The sequence below is a fragment of the Ancylobacter sp. TW_SC_1 genome (genome assembly GCF_056836805.1).
In genome coordinates, this window is the sequence record NZ_CM166365.1 from 1,044,284 (window position 1) to 1,069,347 (window position 25,064).

The 25,064-nt window shown below is 69.4% G+C and carries 26 protein-coding genes; 13 read left to right on the forward strand and 13 right to left on the reverse strand.

Features of this window, described 5'->3' with window-relative positions; all coding sequences use genetic code 11:
• Positions 1-10: 10 nt before the first annotated feature.
• From AC1PZ7_RS04850 to AC1PZ7_RS04890, 9 genes are all read right to left on the reverse strand, one after another.
• Positions 11-955 (reverse strand): electron transfer flavoprotein subunit alpha/FixB family protein, encoded by a 945-nt coding sequence (locus AC1PZ7_RS04850; protein ID WP_482359567.1) that lies wholly within the window; start codon positions 953-955, stop codon positions 11-13.
• A gap of 14 nt (positions 956-969) precedes the next feature.
• Entirely contained in the window at positions 970-1,719 is a 750-nt protein-coding gene (locus AC1PZ7_RS04855) for an electron transfer flavoprotein subunit beta/FixA family protein (protein WP_482358379.1), read from the reverse strand.
• 196 nt (positions 1,720-1,915) lie between these two features.
• The gene (locus AC1PZ7_RS04860) at positions 1,916-2,635 is read right to left on the reverse strand and encodes a rhomboid family intramembrane serine protease (RefSeq protein ID WP_482358380.1); all 720 of its coding nucleotides are present in this window, start codon (positions 2,633-2,635) and stop codon (positions 1,916-1,918) included.
• A gap of 8 nt (positions 2,636-2,643) precedes the next feature.
• A complete protein-coding gene (locus AC1PZ7_RS04865; protein WP_482358381.1) occupies positions 2,644-3,261 on the reverse strand; it encodes a cob(I)yrinic acid a,c-diamide adenosyltransferase in 618 nt (205 codons plus the stop codon).
• Between the two features lie 14 nt (positions 3,262-3,275).
• A complete protein-coding gene (locus AC1PZ7_RS04870) occupies positions 3,276-3,479 on the reverse strand; it encodes a twin transmembrane helix small protein (protein ID WP_482358382.1) in 204 nt (67 codons plus the stop codon).
• 31 nt (positions 3,480-3,510) lie between these two features.
• The gene (locus tag AC1PZ7_RS04875; protein WP_482358383.1) at positions 3,511-3,987 is read right to left on the reverse strand and encodes a TspO/MBR family protein; all 477 of its coding nucleotides are present in this window, start codon (positions 3,985-3,987) and stop codon (positions 3,511-3,513) included.
• 66 nt (positions 3,988-4,053) lie between these two features.
• Entirely contained in the window at positions 4,054-5,010 is a 957-nt protein-coding gene (locus AC1PZ7_RS04880) for a hypothetical protein (protein ID WP_482358384.1), read from the reverse strand.
• A gap of 132 nt (positions 5,011-5,142) precedes the next feature.
• Positions 5,143-5,598 carry a baeRF12 domain-containing protein gene (locus tag AC1PZ7_RS04885; RefSeq protein ID WP_482358385.1) on the reverse strand — a complete coding sequence of 152 codons (456 nt, stop codon included), beginning with the start codon at positions 5,596-5,598 and terminating at the stop codon, positions 5,143-5,145.
• A 108-nt stretch (positions 5,599-5,706) separates the two neighbouring features.
• Complete coding sequence (locus AC1PZ7_RS04890) at positions 5,707-6,540, reverse strand: YihY/virulence factor BrkB family protein (RefSeq protein ID WP_482358386.1); 834 nt, start codon at positions 6,538-6,540, stop codon at positions 5,707-5,709.
• Positions 6,541-6,839: 299 nt separating this feature from the next.
• Here AC1PZ7_RS04890 and AC1PZ7_RS04895 point away from each other — a divergent pair, with 299 nt between their 5' ends.
• From AC1PZ7_RS04895 to AC1PZ7_RS04905, 3 genes are all read left to right on the forward strand, one after another.
• Positions 6,840-8,081 (forward strand): glutamate-5-semialdehyde dehydrogenase, encoded by a 1,242-nt coding sequence (locus AC1PZ7_RS04895; protein WP_482359568.1) that lies wholly within the window; start codon positions 6,840-6,842, stop codon positions 8,079-8,081.
• A complete protein-coding gene (locus tag AC1PZ7_RS04900) occupies positions 8,078-8,695 on the forward strand; it encodes a nicotinate-nucleotide adenylyltransferase (protein ID WP_482358387.1) in 618 nt (205 codons plus the stop codon). The genes AC1PZ7_RS04895 and AC1PZ7_RS04900 overlap by 4 nt, the downstream gene beginning before the upstream one ends.
• Positions 8,696-8,898: 203 nt before the next feature.
• On the forward strand, positions 8,899-10,353 hold the full coding sequence (locus AC1PZ7_RS04905; protein WP_482358388.1) for a ComEC/Rec2 family competence protein: 1,455 nt from the start codon (positions 8,899-8,901) through the stop codon (positions 10,351-10,353).
• A gap of 267 nt (positions 10,354-10,620) precedes the next feature.
• Here AC1PZ7_RS04905 and fghA read toward each other — a convergent pair whose 3' ends face one another.
• From fghA to AC1PZ7_RS04920, 3 genes are read right to left on the reverse strand one after another with little or no spacing between them, the layout of a single operon-like run.
• Positions 10,621-11,457 carry an S-formylglutathione hydrolase gene (gene fghA / locus AC1PZ7_RS04910; protein ID WP_482359569.1) on the reverse strand — a complete coding sequence of 279 codons (837 nt, stop codon included), beginning with the start codon at positions 11,455-11,457 and terminating at the stop codon, positions 10,621-10,623.
• Between the two features lie 14 nt (positions 11,458-11,471).
• Positions 11,472-12,584: an S-(hydroxymethyl)glutathione dehydrogenase/class III alcohol dehydrogenase gene (locus AC1PZ7_RS04915; protein ID WP_482358389.1), complete on the reverse strand. Its 1,113-nt coding sequence runs from the start codon at positions 12,582-12,584 to the stop codon at positions 11,472-11,474.
• A gap of 30 nt (positions 12,585-12,614) precedes the next feature.
• Positions 12,615-12,896: a metal/formaldehyde-sensitive transcriptional repressor gene (locus tag AC1PZ7_RS04920; protein ID WP_482358390.1), complete on the reverse strand. Its 282-nt coding sequence runs from the start codon at positions 12,894-12,896 to the stop codon at positions 12,615-12,617.
• Between the two features lie 131 nt (positions 12,897-13,027).
• On the opposite strand from AC1PZ7_RS04920, the gene AC1PZ7_RS04925 reads away from it, so the two are divergent.
• On the forward strand, positions 13,028-13,252 hold the full coding sequence (locus AC1PZ7_RS04925; RefSeq protein ID WP_482358391.1) for a hypothetical protein: 225 nt from the start codon (positions 13,028-13,030) through the stop codon (positions 13,250-13,252).
• A 210-nt stretch (positions 13,253-13,462) separates the two neighbouring features.
• Here AC1PZ7_RS04925 and AC1PZ7_RS04930 read toward each other — a convergent pair whose 3' ends face one another.
• Complete coding sequence (locus tag AC1PZ7_RS04930; RefSeq protein ID WP_482359570.1) at positions 13,463-14,461, reverse strand: HNH endonuclease; 999 nt, start codon at positions 14,459-14,461, stop codon at positions 13,463-13,465.
• 355 nt (positions 14,462-14,816) lie between these two features.
• On the opposite strand from AC1PZ7_RS04930, the gene rsfS reads away from it, so the two are divergent.
• The 9 genes from rsfS to AC1PZ7_RS04975 all read left to right on the forward strand — a co-directional run bounded on the left by rsfS (position 14,817) and on the right by AC1PZ7_RS04975 (position 25,053).
• Entirely contained in the window at positions 14,817-15,230 is a 414-nt protein-coding gene (gene rsfS, locus AC1PZ7_RS04935) for a ribosome silencing factor (RefSeq protein ID WP_482358392.1), read from the forward strand.
• Between the two features lie 7 nt (positions 15,231-15,237).
• Complete coding sequence (gene rlmH / locus AC1PZ7_RS04940) at positions 15,238-15,720, forward strand: 23S rRNA (pseudouridine(1915)-N(3))-methyltransferase RlmH (RefSeq protein WP_482358393.1); 483 nt, start codon at positions 15,238-15,240, stop codon at positions 15,718-15,720.
• 236 nt (positions 15,721-15,956) lie between these two features.
• On the forward strand, positions 15,957-17,129 hold the full coding sequence (locus AC1PZ7_RS04945) for a murein hydrolase activator EnvC family protein (protein ID WP_482358394.1): 1,173 nt from the start codon (positions 15,957-15,959) through the stop codon (positions 17,127-17,129).
• The gene (locus tag AC1PZ7_RS04950; RefSeq protein ID WP_482358395.1) at positions 17,126-18,475 is read left to right on the forward strand and encodes a S41 family peptidase; all 1,350 of its coding nucleotides are present in this window, start codon (positions 17,126-17,128) and stop codon (positions 18,473-18,475) included. Before AC1PZ7_RS04945 ends, AC1PZ7_RS04950 begins: the two co-directional genes overlap by 4 nt.
• 94 nt (positions 18,476-18,569) lie before the next feature.
• Complete coding sequence (locus tag AC1PZ7_RS04955; RefSeq protein WP_482358396.1) at positions 18,570-19,070, forward strand: hypothetical protein; 501 nt, start codon at positions 18,570-18,572, stop codon at positions 19,068-19,070.
• Between the two features lie 89 nt (positions 19,071-19,159).
• Complete coding sequence (locus AC1PZ7_RS04960; RefSeq protein ID WP_482358397.1) at positions 19,160-19,672, forward strand: RNA pyrophosphohydrolase; 513 nt, start codon at positions 19,160-19,162, stop codon at positions 19,670-19,672.
• Between the two features lie 196 nt (positions 19,673-19,868).
• Positions 19,869-20,597, forward strand: a complete 729-nt coding sequence (locus AC1PZ7_RS04965; protein ID WP_482358398.1) for a TetR/AcrR family transcriptional regulator — start codon at positions 19,869-19,871, stop codon at positions 20,595-20,597.
• A complete protein-coding gene (locus AC1PZ7_RS04970; RefSeq protein ID WP_482358399.1) occupies positions 20,594-21,853 on the forward strand; it encodes an efflux RND transporter periplasmic adaptor subunit in 1,260 nt (419 codons plus the stop codon). The genes AC1PZ7_RS04965 and AC1PZ7_RS04970 overlap by 4 nt, the downstream gene beginning before the upstream one ends.
• Entirely contained in the window at positions 21,853-25,053 is a 3,201-nt protein-coding gene (locus tag AC1PZ7_RS04975) for an efflux RND transporter permease subunit (protein WP_482358400.1), read from the forward strand. Before AC1PZ7_RS04970 ends, AC1PZ7_RS04975 begins: the two co-directional genes overlap by 1 nt.
• Positions 25,054-25,064 lie beyond the last annotated feature (11 nt).

The following is a 25,064-nucleotide window of genomic DNA, read 5'->3' on the forward strand; positions in this document are numbered from 1 at the left end:
TAGTGTCCCGTCAGGCTTTTGCCTTAGCTATTTCCGCCTTCAGCGCCGGCACGATCTCGAACAGGTCGCCGACCAGGCCGTAATCGGCCACCTGGAAGATCGGCGCCTCCTCGTCCTTGTTCACCGCCACGATGACCTTGGAATCCTTCATGCCGGCCAGATGCTGGATGGCGCCGGAAATGCCGAGCGCGATGTAGAGGTCGGGCGCCACCACCTTGCCGGTCTGGCCGACCTGCCAGTCGTTCGGGGCGAAGCCGGCATCGACCGCCGCGCGCGAGGCGCCGACCGCCGCGCCGAGCACGTCGGCCAGCGGCTCGACCACGGCGTGGAAGTTCTCCGCCGATCCGATGGCGCGTCCGCCCGAGACGATGATGCGGGCGGCGGTGAGCTCGGGCCGGGCGCTGGTGGCGATTTCCTCGGCCACGAAGCGCGCCTGCGCCGACGGCTCGGAGAGGTCGATCGCCCGGATCGGCGCCGACCCGCTCTCGCCGGCCGGGGCGAAGGAGGCGGTGCGGATGGTCAGCACCTTCGTCGCGTCGGTGGCGCGCACGCGCTGGATGGCGTTGCCGGCATAGATTGGCCGGTCGAACGTGTCGGGCGCGACGACGGCGATGACGTCGGAGACCTGCATCACGTCGATGAGGGCGGCGAGACGCGGCATCACGCTTTTCCACACGGCGGTGGAGGGGGCGATCAGCGCGCCATAGCCCGGGGCCAGCGCGACGCCGAGCGCGGCCACCGGCTCGGCCAGACGGTGGGCATAGGCCGGGCCGTCGGCCAGCAGTACCTCGGCGACGCCGTCGAGCTTCGCGGCGGCCTCGGCGGCGGCGCGGGCCTTCTCGCCCACCACGAGCACATGCACCGGGGCGCCGAGCGCGGCCGCGGCGGTGAGCGCGCGGGCGGTGACGGGGTTCAGGCTCAGATCGTCATGTTCGGCGAACAGCAGGGTCGGCAGGTTGTCGGCCATGATCAGAGCACTCCCGCCTTCTTGAGATGATCGACCAGTTCGGCCGGCGAGCCGACCTTGATGCCGGCGGTGCGGCCGGGCGGCTCGGTGGTGGAGACCACCTGCAGCCGGGGGGCGAGGTCGACGCCGAGATCGGCCGCGGCCTTCTCCTCGATCGGCTTCTTCTTCGCCTTCATGATGTTGGGCAGGCTGGCATAGCGCGGCTCGTTGAGGCGCAGGTCGGTGGTCAGCACCGCCGGCAGGTCGAGGGCGAGCGTCTGCAGGCCGCCGTCGATCTCGCGCGTCACCTCGGCGCTGCCCTCGCCGAGCACCAGCCGCGAGGCGAAGGTCGCCTGCGGCCAGCCGAGCAGGGCGGCCAGCATCTGGCCGGTCTGGTTGCAGTCGTCGTCGATGGCCTGCTTGCCGAGGATGACGAGGCCCGGGCCTTCCGCCTCGACGATCGTCTTCAGGAGCTTGGCGACGGTGAGCGGCTCGATGCCGGCCTCGTCGGTCTTCACCCAGATGCCGCGGTCGGCGCCCATGGCGAGCGCGGTGCGGATGGTCTCGTCGGTCTTTGCCGGGCCGATGGAGACGGCGACGACCTCGGTCGCCTTGCCGGCCTCCTTCAGGCGGAGCGCCTCCTCGACGGCGATCTCGTCGAAGGGGTTCATCGACATCTTGACGTTGGCGAGCTCCACGCCGGAGCCGTCGGCCTTGACCCGGATCTTGACGTTGTAATCGACCACCCGCTTCACGGGCACCAGGATCTTCATCACCTATCTCCCCTCCGGCGGATGCGCGGGGCATCGCCGTTGGCAGCCGCATTCGGGGCAGGCGATCGCCGCCGCAAGGCCGGGCAGGGAGCCGGGAGGGGCCGCCTGGGGCGGTGCGGAGGGCGCAGTCGGCCTGCGGAAAACGCCGGCAAACTATGGTTCGGCCTGGGGCCTGTCAACGCCGCGCGCGGGGCTTTCATACCGGCGGGCGGGTATCCGGCGTGCCGTCGCGCGTCGTCACCCAGAGCGGCACGCCCGGGCGCCGCATGAACACGATCAGCACCGCGCCGGTGATCAGGCCGGCGACATGGGCCCACCACGCCGTCTCCTCGTCGCCGGACATGAACAGGCTCCAGAGCTGGAAGCCGATCCAGGCGCCGAGCGGCCAGATCGCCGGGACGCGCAAGGGCACGCGCAGGAACATCAGCACCCAGAGGCGCACATTCGGGTGCAGCATCAGATAGGCGCCGACCAGCCCCGAGATTCCCGCCGAGGCGCCGACCAGCGGCGAGGCCGAATCCGGCACGGCGAGGGCATGGGCGAGGCCGCCGGCGATGCCGCACAGCAGGTAGAAGGCGAGGAAGCGCAGATGGCCGAGCGCGTCCTCGACATTGTCGCCGAACACCCAGAGGAAGGCCATGTTGCCGCCCAGATGCAGCCAGCCGCCATGCAGGAACATGTAGCTGACCAGCGTCAGCTCGGAGGGCAGGCGGACATATTCGTCCGGCAGCACCGCGGCATGGGTGACGACGGCGGGTATGGCGCCGTAGCCGAAGGCCGAGGCGACGTCGAGCTCCGGCCGGTAGCCGTGCTGGACGAACAGGAACACCAGCACGTTCACCGCGATGATCGCCCAGGTGACATAGGCGTGGGTGATGCCCTCCAGCGGGTTGTCGTCGTTGAAGGGGATGAGCATGGCGCGCGTCAGTCGCCACGCCCGGCGGCCGGGACCCAGAGCACGTCGCCGGTCTGCTCGCCGGCCTTCTCGCCGCCCGCGCGGGCATTCGCCGCGCGGCTCATGACGAAGAGCAGGTCGGAGAGGCGGTTGAGATATTTCATCGCCGCCGGCGAGACGCGCTCGTCCGGCAGGCCGGCGAGTTCGACCACCAGCCGCTCGGCGCGCCGGCAGACGGTGCGCGCGACGTGCAGATGCGCCGCAGCCGGGGTGCCGGCCGGCAGCACGAAGGAGCGCAGCGGCTTGAGCGGGGCGTTGAGCGTGTCGATGTCGCGTTCCAGCTTGTCGACCTGAGAGGCGACGATGCGCAGCGGCTCATAGCCGAGATCCGCACCGGTGTCCGGCGTGGCGAGATCGGCGCCGAGGTCGAACAGGTCGTTCTGGATGCGGGCGAGCATCGCCTCCATGTCGGCGAGCGCCGGCGCGGCGCCGGTGTGCAGGCGCACGACGCCGAGGGTGGCGTTGGTCTCGTCCACCGTGCCATAGGCGGACACGCGCAGATCGTGCTTCGCCCGCCGCTCGCCGGTGCTCAGCGCCGTGGTGCCGTCGTCGCCGGTGCGGGTATAGATGCGGTTGAGGACCACCATGACGCGCGGCCGCCTCAGCCCCGGTTCATCAATACGATGGTGATCAGCACGAAGCAGAGCGCCACCGCCTGCAGCAGCACGCGCCACTGCATCAGCTTCTGCGAGAGAAGCGGCGAGCCGCCGCGCGCCATGTTGGCGAGGCCGAGGATCAGCACCAGGGCGACCGAACCCAGCGCGATCGGCAGCACCACGAATTTGGCGATGGTGACGAGGTCCATCGAAGTCTCCGGCGACCCCGCGGGGCCGACTCTAGTTCAGGGCGAGGATGGCAGCATTCAGGGCTGTCGCATAGGATACCCACGCCAGATAGGGAACCAGCAGCCCGGCCGCCATGCGGTCGATCCGCGCGCAGGCCCAGATGGTCGCGGCGATCGCCAGCCACAGCGCGGCGACCACGGCGAGCGCGGCCCCCACCGCCTCCATGCCGAAGAAGACCGGCGACCAGATCGCGTTCAGCGCCAGCTGGAGGAACCACAGGCCGACGGCGAGGCGGCGCTTCGGCGAGGGCGCGTGAAGCTGCCAGAGCCGCCACAGCGCCACCGCCATCAGCACGTAGAGCGTGGTCCAGGCGATGGGGAACACCGCGTCGGGCGGGGTCCATGAGGGCTTGGCCAGCGCCGCGTACCAGGTCGGGATCTTCGGCGTGGTGACGAGCGAGCCGAGCGCGCCGACGGCCAGGCACAGCCCGACCGCGATCACCAGGCGGAAGAAGGACAGGGTCTTCATGCGGCGTCTCCCGTCGAGGCGGCGTGGGGTCGCTTTCCCGTCACTACGGGCGAGCGGGCGATCGGTTCACGTCGGCTGCGGCGCGGCGCGCGGCCGGGGCGCACGGGCGGCGAGGTCGCGGAAGGCGGAGGAGGCGCCGTCGAGCCGCGCCGTCCATTCCGGGTCCGGCACCTGGCCGCGAATGGCCAGGTCGTAGGCCTGCAGCAGGGCGGCGATGGCCAGCGGCTCGATCAGCGCCGCCTTGAGCGCCCAGGCGACGATGGCGGCGAAGACGACGCCGAAGCCGGTCAGACCGCCCGGCAGCGCATAGGCAAGGCCGATCGCCGGGCCGAGCAGGATCAGGAAGATCAGCGCCGCCGCCGCATATTCGAACAGCGCGATCCAGACGGCGTTGCGGATCAGCGGCCCGGCATTCTGGGCGTAGAGCACCAGCCCGTCGCGCGCGGCCTCCGCCGGCGGGTCGTTCTCGCGCCGGATGATGTAGGCGAGGATGACCTCGTCGACGAGGCCGAGCGCCACCCGCAGCACGGCGTTGAGGAAGTCGTTCAGCGTGCGGAAGCCGGGGATCCAGCCGGTGAGCATGTTGAGGAGGCCGACAAGGGCGCGCACGGTGCCGCGGATCAGCAGGTCGATGGCGAACAGCACGTTCACTTCGAGGAAGCGCGCCTGGACCGTGGCGACGGCATAGGCGATCTGCGCCTGTCCGCCGGGAATGGCGCCGCCGCGCAGCAGCGCGTCCATCGCCGCGACATGGCCGGCCTTGATCATGTAGACGAGATACTGGCGCACCCACCACAGCACGCCGAACACCACGGCGAGGCCGCACACGCCGCCGATCAGCGCGCCGGTGATCGGGCCGTCGCCGCCGAAGGCGAGGCCGATGGCCCACCCCGCTCCGACGCCGACGCCGGTGCCGAGCACGAAGCCGACGGCGATGGCGGCATAGACGACCAGGCGCAGCAGCACGAAGGGCCAGGTGCGCAGCACCAGCCCGAACGTGGTCGCGATCGAGAAATCCCACATCGTCGCCCCCGAATGCCCGCTCCCGCGTCGCGCGCCTCCGTGCCCGCGCCGCAAAAGCAAACCCCGCCCCGGTGTTCCGGTGGCGGGGCAGCGTAGTCGTCTTTGCGGCGCGAGCAAACGGAGCGCCGCGGCTCAGGCGGCGAGATGCGCCTCGATCTCGTAGATCGGCAGCTTGACCATGTCGCGGTCGACCTCGGCGACGATGACGTCCTGTACCGCCTTGCCGAGATGCGGCCGCAGCGCGCCAAGTGCGCGCGGGGCGGCGACCAGCACGATCGCCTTGGCCTCGCCCGCCGCGACGGCGGCTTCGAGACGGTTGGCAAGGGTACGCATGAAGGCGCGCTCGGCCTCCTCGTGCCAGTCGGTCGGCTCGACCGAGGAGCGCCCCGCATTCGCCGATTCGTGCACGCGTCCGGGCGCGTCCGTGCCCTGCGCGCGGGTCGGCGGGTTGTCCTGCTCGTGCACTTCGTGGGTGCGCAGATTGGGAAAGACGGCGTCGCCCTCGTTGCGCAGGATGAGGGCCTTGCGCCCGTCGCACACCACGACCCATGCACCGGCGTCGATCTTGAGCTTGTTGTAGTTCGTCATGCGAGCCTCCTCCTCGAGGTCAGCGCCATTCCACACCGTTGGCGTCGGCGTGCCTTGACCTCGGTCAAGCGGCGATGACGGGCGGAAGTTCCATGCCGCCGGGAAGGATCAGGGAAGTCCCTCGCGGGCGCGCCGGATCGCCGCGTTGAGTTCACCGCCGTAAACGAAGATCGAGGCGGTGGTGTAGAGGAACACCAGGGCGATCATCACCGAGGCGAGGCCGGCATAGGTGGTGACGTAGTTGTTGGCGAATTCCGCGAGATAGCGGCCGAAGGCGGCGCCGGCGGCCAGCCACAGGCCCAGCGTGACGAGGATGCCGGGGGCGACCTCGGCCAGCGTCCGCCGGCCGGCCGGCAGCCACATATGCGCGACCACCAGCGCCACGACCAGGATGGCGGAGGTGGCGGCGTAGCGCAGGAAGGTGATGACCCAGCCGAAGGGTTCCAGCGCCGGCACGTAGCGCACGGCGGCGAGCCACAGCACCGGACCCAGCACGACGAGGAAGGACAGCGCCAGCAGCCCGGCGGCGCCGACCACCACGTAGCCGATCGATTCGAGGCGCAGCCAGTACCAGGAGCGCCCCTCGCGCACGCCATAGGCGCGGTTGAGGCCGATGCGCAGGCTCTCGATGCCGTTGGACGAGAAATAGATGGCGAGCACGACACCGATAGTCAGCACGTCGGTGCGGACCTGGGTCAGCACGTTGCGGATCTCCCGCCCGATCGGATCGGCAACCTGGGCCGGCCAGGCTTCCAGCATCAGCTGCACCGTCTCGTCGGCGAGGTTCTTGAAGTCGAAGAATGCCGCCAGCGCGGTGACGAAGATGAGGAAGGGAAACAGCGACATCAGCGCCGACAGCGCGATGTGGCTGGAAATCGCCCAGCCGTCGTCCTCGACGAAGCGCCAGAAGGCGTCCCAGCAGATGTCGAAGGCGCGCAGCAAGAGTTCCGGTCTCCTCGCGGAAGCGGATCGGCAGGGGCGGGTCCGCCGTGACATCGGATGTCCGGCGGCAAATGGCAAGTCTGACGGTCGCATAGGGTAAAGGCGGGGCCCGGTAAAGCCGCGCCGGGCGGTTCCATTTCGTTTTGGCGCCGAACCGCCCGCCTGTGGTAGATAGGGCGCCCGTTTCATGACCTGTGAGTGAAGCCATGTCCGCCCCGTCGTCGCTGCGTGCCGCCCCCGCCACCGAGACCCGTCTCGGCGCGCCGGTGCCGCGCGCGCCGGAGGATGTGCACGGGCTGATGCTGGAGATCGGTACGCGCGCCCGCGCCGCCGCCCGCACGCTGGCCCTCGCCTCCGCCGAGACCAAGCGCGCCGGGCTGAAGGCGGCGGCGGCGGCGATCCGCGCCCGCGCGGCCGACATCCTCGCCGCCAATGCGGAGGACGTGGCGGCCGCGCAGGCCGCCGGCATGAGCGCCTCCATGATCGACCGGCTGACGCTGAACGCCGCCCGGCTGGAGGGCACCGCCCGCGCGGTCGACGAGATCGCCGAGCTGCCCGATCCGGTCGGCCGGGTGACGGAGAGCTGGGAGCGCCCCAACGGGCTGCGCCTCGAGCGCGTGCGCACCCCGCTCGGCGTCGTCGGCGTGATCTATGAGAGCCGGCCCAACGTGACCGCCGATGCCGGCGGCCTGTGCCTGAAGGCCGGCAATGCGGTGATCCTGCGCGGCGGCTCGGACAGCTTCAATTCCTCGCGCGCCATCCATGCCGCCATGGTCGAGGGGCTGGCCGGCGCCGGCCTGCCGGCCGACGCCATCCAGCTCGTGCCGACCCGCGACCGCGCGGCGGTGGGCGAGATGCTGGCCGGGCTCGGCGGCACGCTCGACGTCATCGTGCCGCGCGGCGGCAAGAGCCTCGTCGCCCGGGTGCAGAGCGAGGCGCGGGTGCCGGTCTTCGCGCATCTGGAAGGCCTCGTGCACATCTATGTCGACAAGGGCGCCGACCTCGCCAAGGCGCTGTCCATCGTGAAGAACGCCAAGCTGCGCCGCACCAGCGTGTGCGGGGCGGCCGAGACGCTGCTGGTCGACCGCACGGATGCCGGCCGGCTGCTCGCCCCGCTCGTGACCATGCTGCTGGACGAGGGCTGCGCGGTGCGCGGCGACGCCGCCACCCGGGCGGTCGACCCGCGGGTGACGCCGGCCACGGACGAGGACTGGCGCACCGAATATCTCGACGCCGTCATCTCGGTGAAGCTGGTGGACGGCGTGACGGCCGCCATCGACCATATCGAGACCTATGGCTCGCACCACACCGACGCCATCCTGACCGAGGACGCGGCGGTGGCCGAGACCTTCCTGAACGAGGTCGATTCCGCCATCGTGGTGCACAACGCCTCGACCCAGTTCGCCGATGGCGGCGAGTTCGGTTTCGGCGGCGAGATCGGCATCGCCACCGGCCGCATGCACGCGCGCGGCCCGGTGGGCGCCGAGCAGCTCACCTCCTTCAAGTACCGGGTGCGCGGCACCGGCCAGATCCGCCCGTGAGCGCACGGCTTGCGGCCGAGGCGCGCATCCCCCCGCTGGCGGCGGGCATGCGCGTCGGGCTCTATGGCGGCAGCTTCAACCCGGCGCATGAGGCGCACCGCGCCGCCAGCCTGCTGGCGCTCAAGCGCCTGCGGCTCGACCGTGTGTGGTGGCTGGTGACGCCGGGAAACCCGCTGAAGGACAATCAGACGCTGCCGCCGCTCGGCCGGCGTCTGGCGCAGGCCCGCGCGGTGGCGAACCATCCCGCGCTGCTGCCGACCGGGCTGGAGGCGGGGCTGGGCACGCGCTTCAGCCACGACACGGTGGCGGCGCTGGTGAGGCGGTTTCCGCAGGTGCATTTCGTCTGGCTGATGGGGGCGGACAACCTCGCCTCCTTCCAGCGCTGGCAGCGCTGGAAGGAGCTGGCGGCGCTGCTGCCGATCGCGGTGATCGACCGGCCCGGCTGCACCTTCCCCGCCATGGCGGGCCCGGCCGCCGGCGCGCTGGCCCGCTGGCGCCGCCCGGAGAGCGAGGCCGGCGCGCTGGCCACCATGCGCCCGCCGGCCTGGGTGTTCCTGCACGGGCTGAAATCGCCGGTATCGTCGACGCGGATACGGGAAGCGGGGGAGGGGTGAGGGAGCGGGGGCTCGCGGCTTGGCGGAGGTTGCCCCCCCGCCTGCCATTGAGCGGCGTCCTGTCCCGGCGTCGCGCCGTCCGGCCCTGTTGCCGGGTGCGAACGTCCACTCCCGCGCGGATGCATGTTCCGGCCGCCGATTCCCATGGCCATCGTCTTGACCTTGGGGCATGCTGGTTGGCGTCGCACGGCGGGGGACGCGCTATGGCCGATGATGCACGCTTCGTGGCAGGCTGCCCGACCGCCTTCATTCATGACGGCGTTGGCGGCGCCGCCAGAAAGCAGCTGCTGTGGGGCGACCATGTCCGCCTGACGGGACCGGAGGCCGGCGGATGGGTGCCGGTCTTTTCGCGCAATGTCGAAGGCTGGATGAAGACGGGCGATCTCTCCTCGCGACGGCTTCTGGAAATCGTGTTTGTCGACATCGGTCAGGGTGACGGCGCGCTGGTGGTGACCCCGGACGATCAGCACCTTCTGGTTGATGCGGGGATGGAGGACAATCTCTACCGCTTCCTGCGCTGGCGCTATGGCCGCTTCCAGCGCCCCTTCTCCTTCGCCGCGGCGGTGATCAGCCATCCGGATTCGGACCACTACAAAGGTTTCCAACCGATATTCGACGACGCGAACATCCGCTTCGAGGCGCTGCATCACAACGGGCTGATCGAACGCGGCGGCGCCCATCCGCTTGGGCCGCGCGCCGACGGCTTCGTCACCGACGTCGTCCAGACCCACGCCGCCCTCCAGGACCTCCTGTCCGATCCGGCGCGGCGCGGACGGAAGATCTATCCGAACATGCTGCACGAGCTGCTGGCATCGGGCCGCCTCGGCGAGGCCACGGCGGTCTCCTCCGCCGACCGCCATCTGCCGGGCTTCGCGCCCGGCAATACGCCGTCGGGCCTCAGGATCGAGGTACTGGCGCCGGTGCTCGACCTCTCGGGGCCCACGCCGCGCCTGCCCTGGTTCGGCGATCTCGGCAAGACCAAGAACGGCCATTCCGTCGTGCTGCGTCTCGTCTATGGCGAGATTTCGGTGCTTCTCGGCGGCGATCTCAACGTCCCCGCCGAGCACAGGCTGCTGAACCACTATACCGGATATGCCATGCCGCCACGCGAGGAGGATCGCCCGGCGGTGATCGAAGGCGCGCGCAAGCTGTTCCGCTCCGATGTCGCCAAGGCCTGCCACCATGGCAGCGCGGATTTCTCCGACCTGTTCCTGCAGGCCATCGATCCGCTGGTGACCGTGATATCGAGCGGTGATGACGAGCCTCACGCGCATCCTCGCGCCGATGCCCTGGGAGCGGTCGGTCGCTGGGGGCGCGGCGCCCGGCCGCTGGTGTTCTCGACGGAGCTGGCGCGCTCGGCAAAAGAGGTCATCAAGCACCCCTTCGTTTTCCGTCAGCAATTGCTCACCGCGCAAGCCGCGCTCGCCGCGACGCCGCCCGGTTCGGAAAGGGACCGCGCGCAGAAGAAGGTCGACACGCTGCTCGGGCAGATCGAGCGCAGCGTCGCCGTCTATGGCGCGATCAATTTACGGTCGGATGGGCGGCACATCGTGATGGCGCAGAAAGTGGAAGCGCCGAGCCGGGTTTCCGGGCAATGGGACGTCTATCTGATGACCCCCGACGCCGCCGGCGTCCTGCGCTATCAAAGCAAGCACTGACGGTTGTCTTCCAAGTCACGGGGAGCGTCGTGCGAGGCATTCCCGATTCCCGGCGGAAACAACCTCGCTCTGCCGGAGCCATGGCCTGTCGCATGCCGATGGGCTGAGGGCGCCCCCGCACCGGCCTCTCCAGGTCTTCCGCACGGCCGCCGGGCGCGGAAGCGCGCGGCCGGGCGAGAATGTCTCGCGCCGACCGCCTCGCTCACCCGCCAGCCCGCCTGCAGACGCGCCCGGCAGTCGTCCGCCCCGCTGCGGCGCCGCCGCGCCTCATCGGTTGAGGCGGGAGGCGTGCCAGGCGATGTGATCGGCCATGAAGCTGGAGATGAAGAAATAGGAGTGGTCGTAGCCCTCGCGCATGGTGAGCGTGAGAGGGATGCCGGCGGCCTGACAGGCCCGCACCAGAAGTTCGGGCCGCAGGCCGGTGTTCAGGAACGGATCCGCCGACCCCTGATCGACCAGAAATTCCGGGAAGCGCCTGCCGTCCTCGATCAGCGACACGGCGTCATAGGCCCGCCAGGCCCGCTCGTCCGGGCCGAGATATTTCTCCAGCGCCGGCCGCGACCAGTCGGCCGTGCTCGGCTGGACGATCGGCGCGAAGGCTGAGCAGCTCCCGAAGCGATCCGGATGCTTCAGCGCGATGGTCAGCGCGCCATGCCCGCCCATGGAGTGGCCGAAAATGCCCTGCCGGCTCATATCGGCCGGAAATTCGGCCGCGATCAGCGCGGTGAGTTCCTCCAGGAGGTAGGAATACATCCGGTAGTTCGCGGCATAGGGCGCCTGCGTGGCGTCGAGATAGAAGCCGGCGCCCGAGCCGAACTGCCAGTTGCCGGGCTCGTCCGGCACCTCCTCGCCGCGCGGGCTGGTGTCCGGCGCGACGACGATGACGCCATGCGCCGCCGCGGCCGCCCGGTACTCGCCCTTCTCCATCACATTGGCATGGCTGCAGGTGAGGCCCGAGAGATACCACAGCACCGGCACCGGGCCGTCGGCCGCCTGCGGCGGCACGAAGACGGCGAAGGTCATCGGCGTGCCGGTCGTCCTCGATTCGTGCCGATAGACGCCCTGCACGCCGCCATGCGACTTCGCCGTCGACACCGTTTCCATCACTGGGGCGCCCATCAGTAGATCACCACGGAACGGATCGACTTGCCCTCATGCATCAGGTCGAAGGCGGTGTTGATCTCGTCGAGCGGCATGGTGTGGGTGATCAGGTCGTCGATGTTGATCTTGCCCTCCATGTACCAGTCGACGATCTTCGGCACGTCGGTGCGCCCGCGCGCGCCGCCGAAGGCCGAGCCGCGCCAGTTGCGGCCGGTGACGAGCTGGAACGGGCGGGTGGAGATTTCCGCTCCCGCCGGCGCCACGCCGATGACGATGGAGGTGCCCCAGCCGCGATGGCAGGCTTCCAGCGCCTGGCGCATCACGTTGACATTGCCGGTGCAGTCGAAGGTGAAGTCGGCGCCGCCATCGGTGAGGTCCTGGATCGCCTGCACCACCTTGTCGTTGCCGACCTCCTTCGGGTTGATGAAGTCGGTCATGCCGAATTTTTTGGCCATCTCGACCTTGGCCGGGTTGATGTCGACGCCGATGATCCTGTCGGCACCGACCATGCGGGCGCCCTGGATCACGTTGAGGCCGATGCCACCGAGACCGAACACCACGACATTGGCGCCGGGCCACACCTTGGCCGTGTAGACCACCGCGCCGATGCCGGTGGTGACGCCGCAGCCGATGTAGCAGATCTTGTCGAAGGGGGCGTCCTCGCGCACCTTGGCCAGCGCGATCTCCGGCAGCACGGTGAAGTTCGAGAAGGTCGAGCAGCCCATATAGTGGAAGATCTCGCCGCCATCGCAGGAGAAGCGGGTGGTACGGTCGGGCATCAGGCCCTGTCCCTGGGTGGCGCGGATCGAGGTGCACAGGTTCGAGCGCTGCGACAGGCAGGTTTTGCAGCTCCGGCATTCCGGCGTGTAGAGCGGGATGACGTGGTCGCCGACCCTCAAGGAGGTCACGCCGGCGCCGATCTCGCGCACGATGCCCGCGCCCTCATGGCCGAGAATGGCGGGGAACTTGCCCTCGGAATCCAGCCCATCCAGCGTGTAGGCGTCGGTGTGGCACACGCCGGTCGCCATGATCTCGACCAGCACCTCGCCGGGCCTGGGCCCGCCGATCTCGATGGTCTCGATGGTCAGCGGCTTCTTGGCTTCCCAGGCGACGGCGGCACGCGATTTCATCGGATGTTCCCTCTTGAGGTCGAATTTCGGCTATTTCAGATAGGTGCGCAGGATCTTCATGATCGCGTCGAGGTCGTCCGCGGCGGGCCGGGCGCCGGCCTCTTGCATCCTGTGCCCGAAGCTCTCGCGCAGGTGGATGTCGAGCACCTCGGCCATCAGCCCGCCGGCGGCGCCGCGCAGCGCGGAGATCTGCTGCAGCAGCACGCCGCATTCGGCCTCCGCCTCGATCGCCCGTTCGAGCGCCTCGGCCTGGCCCCTGATGCGGCGCAGCCGCGTCAGGGCACGCTTCTTGTCGTCCGGCGAATGGGGCATCGGGACACCACGGTACCGCGCTTGCGTAGGCGGCTGAGCCGCTTGAATATACTGGAGGGAGTATATGCGCAAGGGTATGGCGACCTTGACGCGGCTACCCGGCCGCGGCGCTGGTGCGGCGGTTTCCGCAGGTGCCTTTCGTCCGGCTGATGGGGGCGGGCGACCTCGCCGCCTTCCCGCGCTGGCCGCACCGGCGCGAGAGCGCGGCGCTGGCGCCGATGGTCCTCATCGACCGCCCCGGCGGCACCTTTTTCGCCATGGCTGGCCCGGCCGCCGTCGCGCTGGCCCGTGCCGGAGAGCGAGCCGGTATGCTGGCTACGATGCGCCCCCGGCCTGGGTGTTCCTCCACGGGCTGAAATAGCCGGTGTCGTCGACGAGGATACGGGAGGTGGGACGTGGAGACTGATCTTCTTTGACGTTGGGCCTGTCCGTTGCTGGGCCCGCACCGGCCCCAAAGTCCCGCATGGACCAGTTTGACGAAGGCATCGGTCGTTTCGCCTTCTAGGGGCGCCAGGAACCTTCGGACGCGCTCGGCGGAGATTTTACCGCCGCCGGACGCGGACGGCTCAAAGAGCTACGACGGCCCTCCGAATACCAAGCGTCGGCTCCTCCCCGTCCTCAAACCTCGCGGCAATCTCTCGATCGAGCTGCTCTCCTTCGAGCAACAAGAGTTCATAAGTATAGCGATTGTAGAACTGGATCACGCCGACGATGCCACGCGCGTGGTTCTCCAGCCTGACGTTAATCGCGTTCGGAAATCGCATGGTCACCGTCTCCTGGCCAGTCCAGAATGGGCCGTCTGACACGCGCGCGCCAAGCTCACCTTCGCCGTATCGGATGAAGCGTTTGAGGCTGGCCCAACGGGCGGCATTGACCTCCTCGCCAAGATAGAAGGCGGCGAAATTTACGAAGATCTTGGCCAGCGCCCGCCGATGGAGCTGATCGAAGGTTTCCTCGATGTGGACGCCGACGGTTGGCTGGCCGGTCTCGTCGACGCTCGGGTTGATGTCGAACTGCGATGGCTCCGCCATCCGTACGTGAAATCCAGCGTGGCTCAATTCTTTCAGGAAGGCGTCATGCGCCTCCTTTGAGGGGGCAAAGATGGCAAGCTTTTGCGCCCCCGGCGGCCCATAGACCTCGTCGGGCAAGGCAAATCGCCCAAGCTCCGCGCGGGTAAAGATGTCGGTCTTGCCGGTTTGTCGATTCTCGATCCGCAGCTGGGTCGCCAGCGGAAGAAGTTGATTGGTTGTCGGATCAAGGCCCGCAACGGCGGCGCCCAGCATCGTTCCAGCCTCGGTCTGATCCGCAAGTGTAAATCGCAATCGCCGTTGCGGACGCATTTCCCTGGACAGCCGCCCCTGGGCGTAGCGCGCTATACCCTCCAGTGTGTCGCGGGCGAGCATCTGGTCGAGCTCGCGCCCAAGAACGGTGTTGCAGGGATCGCAGACACATTTGAGCGTCGGCGTCTTTGTGCCGAAGGTTCCGAACGCTTGGGGAATGACGTGCTCGCGCCCCGAGAACTTTATCGGGTCGCCATCGCCGCAGTAAATGCAAGCCGTAACCATCAATGGTCGAGAGATCGGAGCCAGTTTATACCGTCAAAAGGGCCTGGACGCAGCCCTAAAGATGTATCCTAATCCAACACCCCCGGGGTGTCGAAGTCGAAGTGGCCTGATAGGGATACGCTCCTTCGCGGCGATGCGGTCGCGGGGGAGCGCTTGCCGGGCCGCTCATGCGGATAGCGGCGCAAGGCCGTCGAGCGCCCGCTGTCTAAGTCGACTCCAATGCCGGCAATTGGCGTAAATTCACCCCCGGTTGAAGATCGCCCCCATCCGCACTATCCTAAGGGGGCGTGCACGGCGCGGGAGGTCCGCCCGTGGCATTGCGGTTAAGACGAGAGGATCTGGACCCCTGTCCATCATGGCGCTTGCAGCGGCCGACACCAGCCCGGCGACTGCACCTGTCTCCGACGCGCGTTTCGACGCCGAGGAGATGCTGGCCCTCGTTCTCGCCCGTCTCGACGACGACAAGGCCGAGGACGTCGTTTCCATCGAACTTCGCGGCAAGACGACCATCGCCGATTACATGGTCGTGGCCTCGGGGCGCTCCCAGCGCCATGTCGGCGCCATCGCCGAGCACCTCGTCGAGGCGCTCAAGGCGCGTGGCGTCAAGGGCGTGCGGGTCGAAGGCCTTCCGGCCTGCGACTGGGTGCTGATCGATGCGAGCGATGTCATCGTCCACGTCTTCCAGCCGGAAGTGCGCGGGTTCTACAACATCGAGAAGATGTGGTCGGCCGCCGTTCCCGGCGGTCCGGCGCAGATGACGCGCGGCTGACACCGCCTTGCGTCTGGTGATCCTTGCCGTCGGCCGCCTCAAGGCGGGGCCGGAGAGAGAGCTTTGCGCGCGCTATCTCGACCGCGCGGGCAAGGGCGGCCGGTCGCTGGGCCTTTCCGGACCCGACGTGACCGAGCTTGCCGAGAGCGCCGCGCGCCGTCCCGAGGATCGCATGAGCGAGGAAGGGGCGGGGCTGATCGGCGCGCTGCCCGAGGCCGGCGCCATGATCGCGCTCGACCCGCGCGGGCTCGAGCTGACCAGCGAGCAGCTCGCCGCCGACGTCGCCGCCCTGCGCGACCGCGGCGCGCGCAACCTGACCTTCGTCATCGGCGGCGCCGACGGGCTGAGCGAGGCGGTGCGCGCAAGGGCCGACAAGCTCCTCGCCTTCGGCCGCGCCACCTTTCCCCACCAGTTCGTCCGCGTCATGATGGCCGAGCAGATCTATCGCGTGACCACGATCCTCGCCGGCCATCCCTACCACAAGGCCTGATCGCCGGGCCCGGCGGGCGGCCGGCGCTAACCGAAGATTAACCACGCCAGCCGCTCCCTGTGCCGATGCTCTCGCGACGCCCCGAACCGTCTCCCGCCGACCGGCCGCTCCGCGCAGCCGGATGGCGCGCGTGCGCGCTGGCGGTCACGCTGCTGGCGGCGGTCCTGTGCGGCGCCGCCGCAGCTCGCGCCCAGACGTCCGTGCAGCCTGATCGTGCAGCCGAACAGCAGCAGCGCATGCAGCGCATCGACGCCGAGCTGAAGGGCTCGGCCGCCGAGCAGCAGCGCCTGGTGTCCGAGATCGAGGCGCTCCGGGGCGACCGGGCAAAGCTCAATGCCGCGCTGCTCGACACCGCCATTCGCGTCCGCGACACCGAGGCAAAGCTCGACGCCAGCGAACTGCGCCTTCTCCAGCTCGGCCGCGAGGCGGCCGACATCCGCGAATCGCTGCAGTCGCGCCGCAAGATGCTGTCGGAAGTTCTCGGCGGATTGGTGCGCCTCGGCCGGCGCCCGCCGCCGGCGCTGATGGTGCGCCCGGACGATGCGCTGCAGTCGATCCGCTCGGCCATGCTGCTCGGCGCCGTCCTCCCCGAGCTGAAGGCGGAGACCGACCTGCTGGCCAGCGAGCTGGCCGCACAGGAACGCGTGCGCCAGGAAACCGCCCGCGAGCGCGACGCTCTCGCAGAATTGAAAGTCTCGCTCGCCGAGGAGCGGCGCCGCACCACGGCGCTGATCGACGAGAAGAAGAAGTCGCTCGAACAGGGCGAGACGGCGCTGGCCGGCGAGAAGAACCGGGCCGCCGCGCTGGCCGCCGAGGCGGGCAATGTGCGCGAGCTGATGGAGCGCATGGAGACCGAGATCGCCGCCGCCCGCAAGGCGGCACAGGAAGCCGCGCAAACGCAGCCGGAACAAGGCCCCGCGGCACGGCTGGCGGCGTTGCAGAATCCCGGCCGGCTGGCCCCCGGCATGCCGTTCGAGGACGCCAGGGGCCTGCTGCCGATGCCGGTCGGCGGGACGGTGCTGAAGGCATTCGGCACCGAGGACGGTTATGGCGGACAGGAAAAGGGCGTGTCCTTCGGCGCCCGCGTCGAGGGGCAGGTCGCCTCGCCGAGCGACGGCTGGGTGGTCTATGCCGGGCCGTTCCGCTCCTATGGTCAACTATTGATCATCAACGCCGGCGGCGGATACCATATTCTGCTGGCGGGGATGGACAAGATCACCGTGGAGTTGGGTCAGTTCGTGCTGTCCGGCGAGCCGGTCGCGATCATGGGGCGTGGGCCGCAGCTGGTTTCTTCGGCCAGCCTTGGAACCGCCCAACCTATTCTTTACGTCGAGTTCCGTAAGGATGGAAACTCGATCGATCCAACGCCATGGTGGGCGACGAGCGAAAGCGAGAAGGTACGCGGATGATGCGTAGGACGTCAGTATTTATCTTCGGTGCGGCGGCCGGCGCCCTGATCGCGGTCGGCGCCACCCAGCCGCGGCTGCTGCTGCAGCCGACCCAGGCGGTGGCCGCCGCCTCGGACACCTATCGCCAGCTGAACCTGTTCGGCGACGTCTTCGAGCGCGTGCGCGCCGACTATGTCGAGAAGCCGGACGATTCCAAGCTGATCGAGGCGGCCATCAACGGCATGCTCTCCTCGCTCGATCCGCACTCGACCTACATGGACGCGAAGGATTTCCGCGACATGCAGGTGCAGACCCGCGGCCAGTTCGGCGGGCTGGGCATCGAGGTCACGATGGAGGACGGCCTGGTCAAGGTCGTCGCCCCGATCGACGACACCCCGGCCGCCAAGGCCGGCGTGCAGGCCGGCGACCTCATCGCCAAGCTCGACGGCGAAGAGGTGAAGGGGATGACCCTGAACCAGGCTGTCGACAAGATGCGCGGCGCGGTGGCGACCCCGATCAAGCTGACCATCATCCGCAAGGGCCAGGACAAGCCGATCGAATTGTCGATCACGCGCGATGTCATCAACATCAAGTCGGTGCGCTCGCGCGTCGAGGCGGGCGACATCGGCTATATCCGCATCACCTCGTTCAGCGAGCAGACCGGCGAAGGCCTGAAGAAGGCGATCGCCGACCTCACCAAGCAGATCGGCGAGGACAAGCTCAAGGGCTTCATCATCGACCTGCGCAACAATCCCGGCGGCCTGCTCGACCAGGCGATCGACGTCTCCGACACCTTCCTCGACCGTGGCGAGATCGTCTCGACGCGTGGCCGCAATCCCGAGGAGACCGAGCGGCGCAATGCGCGGCCAGGCGACCTTGCGGATGGCAAGCCGATCATCGTGCTGGTCAATGGCGGTTCGGCCTCGGCCTCGGAGATCGTCGCCGGCGCACTGCAGGACCACAAGCGCGCCACCATTCTCGGCTCGCTCTCCTTCGGCAAGGGTTCCGTGCAGACGGTGATCCCGGTGTCCGGCAATGCCGCGGTCAAGCTGACCACGGCGCGCTACTACACCCCGTCCGGCCGCTCGATCCAGGCCAAGGGCATCCAGCCGGACATCGAGCTGGTGCAGGACGTGCCGGCGGAAGTGAAGGAGAAGGCGGAAGCCGCGGGCGTGGAGACCACGCGCGGCGAGGCGTCGCTCAAGGGTCACCTGAAGAACGGCGAGGACGAGGCGACCGGTTCGCCGGCCTATGTGCCGCCGGATCCGAAGGACGACACGCAGCTCAAGCTGGCCATCGACCTGATCCAGGGCGTGCAGAAGAATGCCGCCTATCCGGCCGACCCCAAGGCGGCCGTGCCGAACTGATCCTGCCTGGTTTCCGGCCGGCGCCCGCGCCGGCCGTGACGGCAACGACACGAACCCCGCTCTTTCGCGAGAGCGGGGTTTCGCATTTTGAGGGATGCCGCAGCGCCTGCCCGATTTTGCCGCGATCCCGCCTTGGTCGGGGGCGACAAACACCGTCATGAATCGCCTGATCCTCAAACGCGCTCCGCGCGAGACGACGGCCCCACGCAGTGGCGAGGCCCTGCCGGGACACGACGCCGGGCGCGACAGCGCGCGGCACTACGCGGCGGTGGGTTTCTTCGGCGTCGCCGCGCTGTCGGTGTTCGGCGTCGCCGTGGCGGCCTATACGTTTCGCGATGCCGAGCCGCACGGCCCGGCCGGCGCCAGCTTCAGCCTCGATACTGCCGGATTTGCGGCCACGGGATTCGCGACCACGGGCGTCGCCGCCGACGCGCCGACGCTGCGGCCCAGCCTCGGCGGGACGGGTGGGGACAGCATCACCGTCTTCGACAGCGCGACCGGCCAGAACGAGGTGATGGCGGGGCCCGGCGCGCTCGATACCGCCGACGCCGCCAGCTTTACCGGCGGCGGGCCGGCCGCGCCGTTAACCCCCTGATCAGGCCGGCGCGTGCGGACCCTACGCGCGGCTGTCATCATCGCCTATGATCATGCCGTTCCTCGTGCTTGCAGTCCGCGGGTGCCTTCATGATTCCCTTCGACCAGCTTCCCTATCGCCCCTGCGTCGGGGTGGTGCTCGTCAACCGCGACGGGCTCGTCTTCCTCGGCCAGCGCACGGGCGGGCCCGAGCACGTCGACGCGCATCATTCCTGGCAGATGCCGCAGGGCGGCATCGATGAGGGCGAGAGTCCGGAGGAGGCGGCGCTGCGCGAACTCTACGAGGAGACCAACGTTTCCTCGGTCGAACCGCTGGCGATCGCCTCGGACTGGTTCGCCTACGACCTGCCGGAGCCGATCGCCCGCGAGGCTTGGAAGGGACGCTATCGCGGCCAGAAGCAGAAATGGATCGCGCTGCGCTTCACCGGCGAGGAGACGGAGATCGACGTCCGCCGCCCGGGCGGGGGGCATCACAAGCCGGAGTTCACCGGCTGGCGCTGGGAGCGGCTGGAGCGCACACCCGCTCTGATCATTCCGTTCAAGCGCCCGGTCTATGAGCGCGTGGTGCAGGAGTTTCAGTCGCTGGTGACGTCGGCGCACTAGGCGCCGCGCCCCGCGAGCGCCGCGCTTTCCTGGCTTCCGGCGAATGGCCGACCCGGTCTTCCTCGCATCCGGGAGTTAACTGTGCGGACGAGATCGAAGGTGCGAACGAACGTTCGTTCTTGACTCGCCCGGCAGGATTTATCTACATGCGAACGAACGTTCGCTCCGCTGCTGGAGCCAAGGGATCGTATCCTCAATGGCCGTGCTTGCTCCACGCTCCCGCGCCGCCGCTTCGAAGAGCGCGGCAAAGCTCGCCCCCCGGGCGGGCGCCAAGACCGGCGCGGCTGCCGCTGCGGTTTCCGCTGCCGGCGCGGCGACGCGGCGCGATCCGCGCCGGCGGGTGCTGGATGCGGCGATCCTGTGCTTCTCCCGCTCCGGCTTCCACGGCACCTCGATGCACGAGATCTGTAGCGAGGCCGGCATGAGCCCGGGCGCGCTCTACCGCTATTTCCCCTCCAAGGATGCGATCATCATCGCCATCGTGGAGGAGGAGCGGGCGGCACGGGCGAGCCTGATGGAGATGCTGGAGAGCGCCCCGAGCTTCGTCGAGGGGCTGAGGCGCATGGGCCACGCGCTGTTTTCCGGCGAAATGCCGATGGTCTGCCTCGAACTCGGCCCCGAGATCTATGCCGAGGTGGCGCGCAACTCGGCGCTGAAGGCGGTGTTCGAGAGCGTCGAGCAGGAGATGGACGTCGCGCTGCGCGGCGCCTTCCTGGCGGCGCAGGCCCGCGACGAGATCGATCCCGCCATCAGTCCGGATGTCGCGCTGCTGCTGATCGGCGCCATCGGTGACGGGCTGCTGCTGCGCAACCGTTTTGAGCCCGACCTTTCGCTCGATCAGATGATGCCGGCGCTGACCGCGCTTATCGGGCGCATGCTGGCGCCGCCCGGCGCGGCGCGCCCCCTTTCGGATGTGAATCCATGACCGTGAAGCTGCCTTCCTTCCGCGCCCGCGTGACGCTCGCCATCGCCATGACCGCCGTGGTCGTCGGTATCGCCGGCTATGCCTTCCGCGACCGCATCCTGTCCGGCTTCAGCTTCGCCGAGCCGGCGCAGGCCGATGTCGCCGCGCCGGAGCCCGCGCAGGTGCGCGGCATCACCATCACCGTGGTGCCGGCCGCCCGGCGCGAGGTGATCGAGAGGCTGCCCGTCACCGGCACGCTGGTGCCGCGCGAGGAGATCATGGTCGGCCCGCAGATCGACGGCTACCAGATCACCGAGATCCTCGTCGACGAGGGCGACACGGTGGAGAAGGATCAGGTTCTCGCCCGGCTCTCGCGCGAGACCATCGAGGCCCTGCTCGCCCAGAACACCGCCAATGCGGCGAAGGCGCAGGCCGCCATCGCCCAGCAGAAGGCGCAGCTGCTGCAGATGCATGCCCAGCGCACCGAGGCCGATGCCGCGGTCGAGCGTGCCCGCACGCTGATCAAGACCGGCGCCACCTCGCAGGAAGTGCTCGACCAGCGCGAGCGCGCCGCCAAGGTCGCCGCCGCGCAGGTCACCGCGGCGCAGGAGATGGTGACGGCGGCCGAGGCCGAGGCCGCGCAGATCAAGGCCAACCGCGACGAACTCGAGGTCCGCCTCTCGCGCACCGAGATCAAGGCGCCGGCGGCCGGCATCGTCTCGGCGCGCTCGGCCCGCATCGGCGCCATCGTTCTGTCCTCGCATGCCGAGCCGCTATTCCGCATCGTCCGCGACGGCGCCATCGACCTCGACGCCGAGGTGCCGGAATCGGCGCTGCCGCGCATCGCGGTGGGCCTGCCGGTGGCGGTGACGCCGGCCGGCTTCGACGCGCCGCTCGCCGGCACGGTGCGCCTGGTCGGCGCCAAGGTCGATTCGTCGACGCGCCTCGCCCGCGTCGCGGTGGCGCTGCCGGAGGACGAGCGCCTGCGCCCCGGCGCCTACGGGCGCGGCGTGATCGAGATCGCCCGTCATGACGGCGTCGCCCTGCCGCAATCGGCGGTGCAGTTCTCGCCCGAGGGCATCTTCGTCCTCGTCGTCGAGGGCGAGACGGTGCGCCAGCGCCCGGTGAAGACCGGCCTGCAGGGCGACGGCTTCGTCGAGATCCTCGACGGCGTGAAGGAAGGCGAAAGCGTCGTCGCCCGCGCCGGCGGCTTTCTGCGCGATGGCGACCGGGTGACGCCGGTGCCGGTCGCGCCGACGGCGAAGGACGGCGTCTGATGGCTCTCAACGTCTCCGCCTGGGCGATCCGCAAGCCGGTGCCCTCCATCGTGCTGTTCGTGGTGCTCACCGCGATCGGCCTCTACACCTTCGACCGGCTGCCGATCACCCGCATGCCGAACATCGACGTGCCGATCGTCTCGGTCACCATCACCCAGCCCGGCGCCGCGCCGAGCGAGCTGGAAACCCAGGTGACCAAGATCATCGAGACGGCGGTGTCCGGCACGCAGGGCGTGAAGCACATCACCTCGACCATCACCGAGGGCACCTCGCTCACCGTGGTCGAGTTCCAGCTTGAGACGCAGGTCGACCGCGCCGTCAACGATGTGCGCGATGCCGTGACCAAGGTGCGGACCGAACTGCCGCAGGATATTGAGGAGCCGCTGGTCCAGCGCGTCGACGTCGAGGGCATGGCGATCGTCACCTATGCCGCCTCGGCGCCGGGCATGACGCCGGAAGAACTCTCCTGGTTCGTCGACGACACGGTGATCCGCTCGCTGCAGGGCGTGCGCGGCGTCGCGCAGGTGCGCCGCGAGGGCGGCGTCGACCGCGAGATCCGCATCTCGCTCGATCCCGACAAGCTCGCCGCGCTCGGCGTGACGGCGGCGGACGTCAACCGCCAGCTCGCGGCGACCAATGTCGATCTCGCCGGCGGCCGTGGCGAGATCGGCACGCAGGAGCAGTCGGTGCGCACGCTGGGCGGCGCGGCCTCGGTCGCCGACCTCGCCGAGACCCGCATCACCCTGCCGGCGGTAGGGGGCGGGACGCCGCGGAGCGTGCGTCTCGCCGATCTCGGCACGGTGACGGACGGCGCGGCCGAGCCGCGCATCTTCGCCCGGCTCGACGGCAAGCCGGTGGTGGCCTTCGGCATCTACCGCGCCAAGGGCTTCTCCGACGTGGTGGTGGCCGAGCGTGCCGAGGAGGCGTTGCGGACGCTGGAAGCCCAGCACCCGGACGTCGACATCACGATGATCGACTCGACGGTGAAGTACACCCAGGCCGACTACCAGTCCGCCATGCACACGCTCATCGAGGGCGCGGTGCTGGCGGTGATCGTGGTGATGCTGTTCCTGCGCGACTGGCGCGCCACCATCATCACGGCGACGGCGATCCCGCTCTCCATCCTGCCGACCTTCTGGGTGATGGACCTGCTGGGCTTTTCGCTGAACGGCGTGAGCCTGCTCGCCGTCACGCTGGTGACCGGCATCCTCGTCGACGACGCAATCGTCGAGATCGAGAACATCGTGCGCCACATGCGCCTGGGCAAGTCGCCCTACCGTGCCGCCATCGACGCGGCCGACGAGATCGGCCTCGCCGTGGTGGCGACGACGCTGACCATCGTCGCGGTGTTCCTGCCGGTCAGCTTCATGGGCGGCATCGCCGGCCAGTATTTCCGCCAGTTCGGCATCACGGTCGCGGTGGCGGTGCTGTTCTCGCTGCTGGTGGCGCGGCTGCTGACCCCCATGCTGGCCGCCTATTTCCTGCGCGACCAGGGGCACCGGGAGAAGCCGGACGGCGTGCTGATGCGCTTCTATGTCGGGCTGCTGAAACGCTCGGTCCGCCATCGCTTCCTCACCGTGGCGGCCGGCATCGCGCTGTTCATCGGCTCGATGTGGCTTTCCACGCTGCTGCCGTCCGGCTTCATCCCGAATTCCGACGTCTCGCGCTCGGTGCTGGCGCTGGAGCTGCCGCCCGGCGCCACGCTCGACACCACCAAGCGCGTGGTGGACGAGGTGACGGCCAAGCTGAAGGCGCAGCGGGAAGTCGACAGCGTGTTCGCCACGGCGGGTTCCGGGGCGACCGGCGGGGCGGTCGACGGCGCCGGCGAGGTGCGCAAGGCGACGATCATCGTCAATCTGGTGCCGCGCGCCGCGCGCACCGAGACGCAGAAGCAGTTCGAGACGCGCCTGCGCGAGGAGATCGCGCGGATCCCCGACCTGCGCTTCAATTTCGGCGCCTCGGGCGGCGCCGGCCCGGGCGGGCGCGAATTCACCCTCGTCCTGTCCGGCTCGGACGGCGTGGCGGTGGAAAAGGCGGCGCTCGAGCTGGAGCGCGAGATCCGCGCCGACGTGAAGGGTCTGTCCAACGTCCAGACCTCGGCGGCGCTCGACCGGCCGGAGCTGCGCGTCGTGCCCAAGCTCGCGGAAGCCGCCGAACTCGGCGTCTCGGTCGCCGACATCGCGCAGACCGTGCGCATCGCCACCATCGGCGACGTGTCGCAGAACCTCGCCAAGTTCTCCGCCGGCGACCGTCAGGTGCCGATCCGCGTGCAGCTCGACGAGGAGGCGCGGGGCGACCTGTCGACCTTCGAGACGCTGAAGGTGCGCAACGCGGCGGGCGCCTCGGTGCCGCTGTCGGCGGTGGCGGACATCTCCTTCGGCACCGGTCCGTCCAGCCTCAACCGCTATGACCGCGCACGCCGCGTCGCCGTCGAGGCGGATCTCGCCGGCAACACCCAGCTCGGCGAGGCGCTGGCCGAGGTCTATGCGCTGCCGGCGGCGAAGAACCTGCCGCGCGGTGTCATGATCACGGAGACCGGCGATGCCGAGATCATGGCCGAAGTGTTCGGCGGCTTCGCCACCGCGATGGGCGCGGGCATCCTGATGGTGCTGGCGGTGCTGGTGCTGCTGTTCGCCAACGTGCTGCAGCCGGTGACGATCCTCATCGCCCTGCCGCTGTCGGTCGGCGGGGCGTTCGTCGCGCTGTTGCTCACCAACAACGCCATGACGCTGCCGGTGGTGATCGGCTTCCTGATGCTGATGGGCATCGTGACGAAGAACGCCATCCTGCTGGTCGACTTCGCCATCGAGGCGGTGCATGCCGGGGTCGACCGCACCACGGCGCTGATGGAGGCGGGCCGCAAGCGCGCCCAGCCGATCGTGATGACCACCATCGCCATGGCCGCCGGCATGATGCCCTCCGCCATGGGCTTCGGCGAGGGCGGCGACTTCCGCTCCCCCATGGCCATCGCGGTGATCGGCGGCCTCATTGCTTCCACCGTGCTGTCGCTGGTGTTCGTGCCGGCGGTGTTCACGCTGATGGACGATCTCGGCCGGCTGTTCGCCCGTCTGTTCGGCCGTTTCGTCGGCGAGCGCGACGAGCCGGGCGAGCACGGGCACACGCCCGCCGCAACGATGGGCGTGCACGCCGTCGATGCCGGCCCGCATTCGACGCCGCGCCCGCCGCTGGCGGCGGAATAGGCGGCGGGCGC

What these genes read in the sequence shown, in the direction of transcription:
- AC1PZ7_RS04955 (WP_482358396.1), top strand. Translation starts at nt 18,570, where the DNA reads ATGCCGCAGCGCCTGCCCGATTTTGCCGCGATCCCGCCTTGGTCGGGG.
- AC1PZ7_RS04930 (WP_482359570.1), bottom strand. Translation starts at nt 14,461, where the DNA reads ATGGTTACGGCTTGCATTTACTGCGGCGATGGCGACCCGATAAAGTTC.
- AC1PZ7_RS04915 (WP_482358389.1), bottom strand. Translation starts at nt 12,584, where the DNA reads ATGAAATCGCGTGCCGCCGTCGCCTGGGAAGCCAAGAAGCCGCTGACC.
- AC1PZ7_RS04975 (WP_482358400.1), top strand. Translation starts at nt 21,853, where the DNA reads ATGGCTCTCAACGTCTCCGCCTGGGCGATCCGCAAGCCGGTGCCCTCC.
- AC1PZ7_RS04945 (WP_482358394.1), top strand. Translation starts at nt 15,957, where the DNA reads ATGCAGCGCATCGACGCCGAGCTGAAGGGCTCGGCCGCCGAGCAGCAG.
- AC1PZ7_RS04855 (WP_482358379.1), bottom strand. Translation starts at nt 1,719, where the DNA reads ATGAAGATCCTGGTGCCCGTGAAGCGGGTGGTCGATTACAACGTCAAG.
- AC1PZ7_RS04920 (WP_482358390.1), bottom strand. Translation starts at nt 12,896, where the DNA reads ATGCCCCATTCGCCGGACGACAAGAAGCGTGCCCTGACGCGGCTGCGC.
- AC1PZ7_RS04880 (WP_482358384.1), bottom strand. Translation starts at nt 5,010, where the DNA reads ATGTGGGATTTCTCGATCGCGACCACGTTCGGGCTGGTGCTGCGCACC.
- AC1PZ7_RS04875 (WP_482358383.1), bottom strand. Translation starts at nt 3,987, where the DNA reads ATGAAGACCCTGTCCTTCTTCCGCCTGGTGATCGCGGTCGGGCTGTGC.
- AC1PZ7_RS04905 (WP_482358388.1), top strand. Translation starts at nt 8,899, where the DNA reads ATGGCCGATGATGCACGCTTCGTGGCAGGCTGCCCGACCGCCTTCATT.
- AC1PZ7_RS04970 (WP_482358399.1), top strand. Translation starts at nt 20,594, where the DNA reads ATGACCGTGAAGCTGCCTTCCTTCCGCGCCCGCGTGACGCTCGCCATC.
- AC1PZ7_RS04885 (WP_482358385.1), bottom strand. Translation starts at nt 5,598, where the DNA reads ATGACGAACTACAACAAGCTCAAGATCGACGCCGGTGCATGGGTCGTG.
- AC1PZ7_RS04860 (WP_482358380.1), bottom strand. Translation starts at nt 2,635, where the DNA reads ATGCTCATCCCCTTCAACGACGACAACCCGCTGGAGGGCATCACCCAC.
- fghA (WP_482359569.1), bottom strand. Translation starts at nt 11,457, where the DNA reads ATGGAAACGGTGTCGACGGCGAAGTCGCATGGCGGCGTGCAGGGCGTC.
- AC1PZ7_RS04960 (WP_482358397.1), top strand. Translation starts at nt 19,160, where the DNA reads ATGATTCCCTTCGACCAGCTTCCCTATCGCCCCTGCGTCGGGGTGGTG.
- rsfS (WP_482358392.1), top strand. Translation starts at nt 14,817, where the DNA reads ATGGCGCTTGCAGCGGCCGACACCAGCCCGGCGACTGCACCTGTCTCC.
- AC1PZ7_RS04895 (WP_482359568.1), top strand. Translation starts at nt 6,840, where the DNA reads ATGCTGGAGATCGGTACGCGCGCCCGCGCCGCCGCCCGCACGCTGGCC.
- AC1PZ7_RS04965 (WP_482358398.1), top strand. Translation starts at nt 19,869, where the DNA reads ATGGCCGTGCTTGCTCCACGCTCCCGCGCCGCCGCTTCGAAGAGCGCG.
- AC1PZ7_RS04865 (WP_482358381.1), bottom strand. Translation starts at nt 3,261, where the DNA reads ATGGTGGTCCTCAACCGCATCTATACCCGCACCGGCGACGACGGCACC.
- AC1PZ7_RS04870 (WP_482358382.1), bottom strand. Translation starts at nt 3,479, where the DNA reads ATGGACCTCGTCACCATCGCCAAATTCGTGGTGCTGCCGATCGCGCTG.
- AC1PZ7_RS04950 (WP_482358395.1), top strand. Translation starts at nt 17,126, where the DNA reads ATGATGCGTAGGACGTCAGTATTTATCTTCGGTGCGGCGGCCGGCGCC.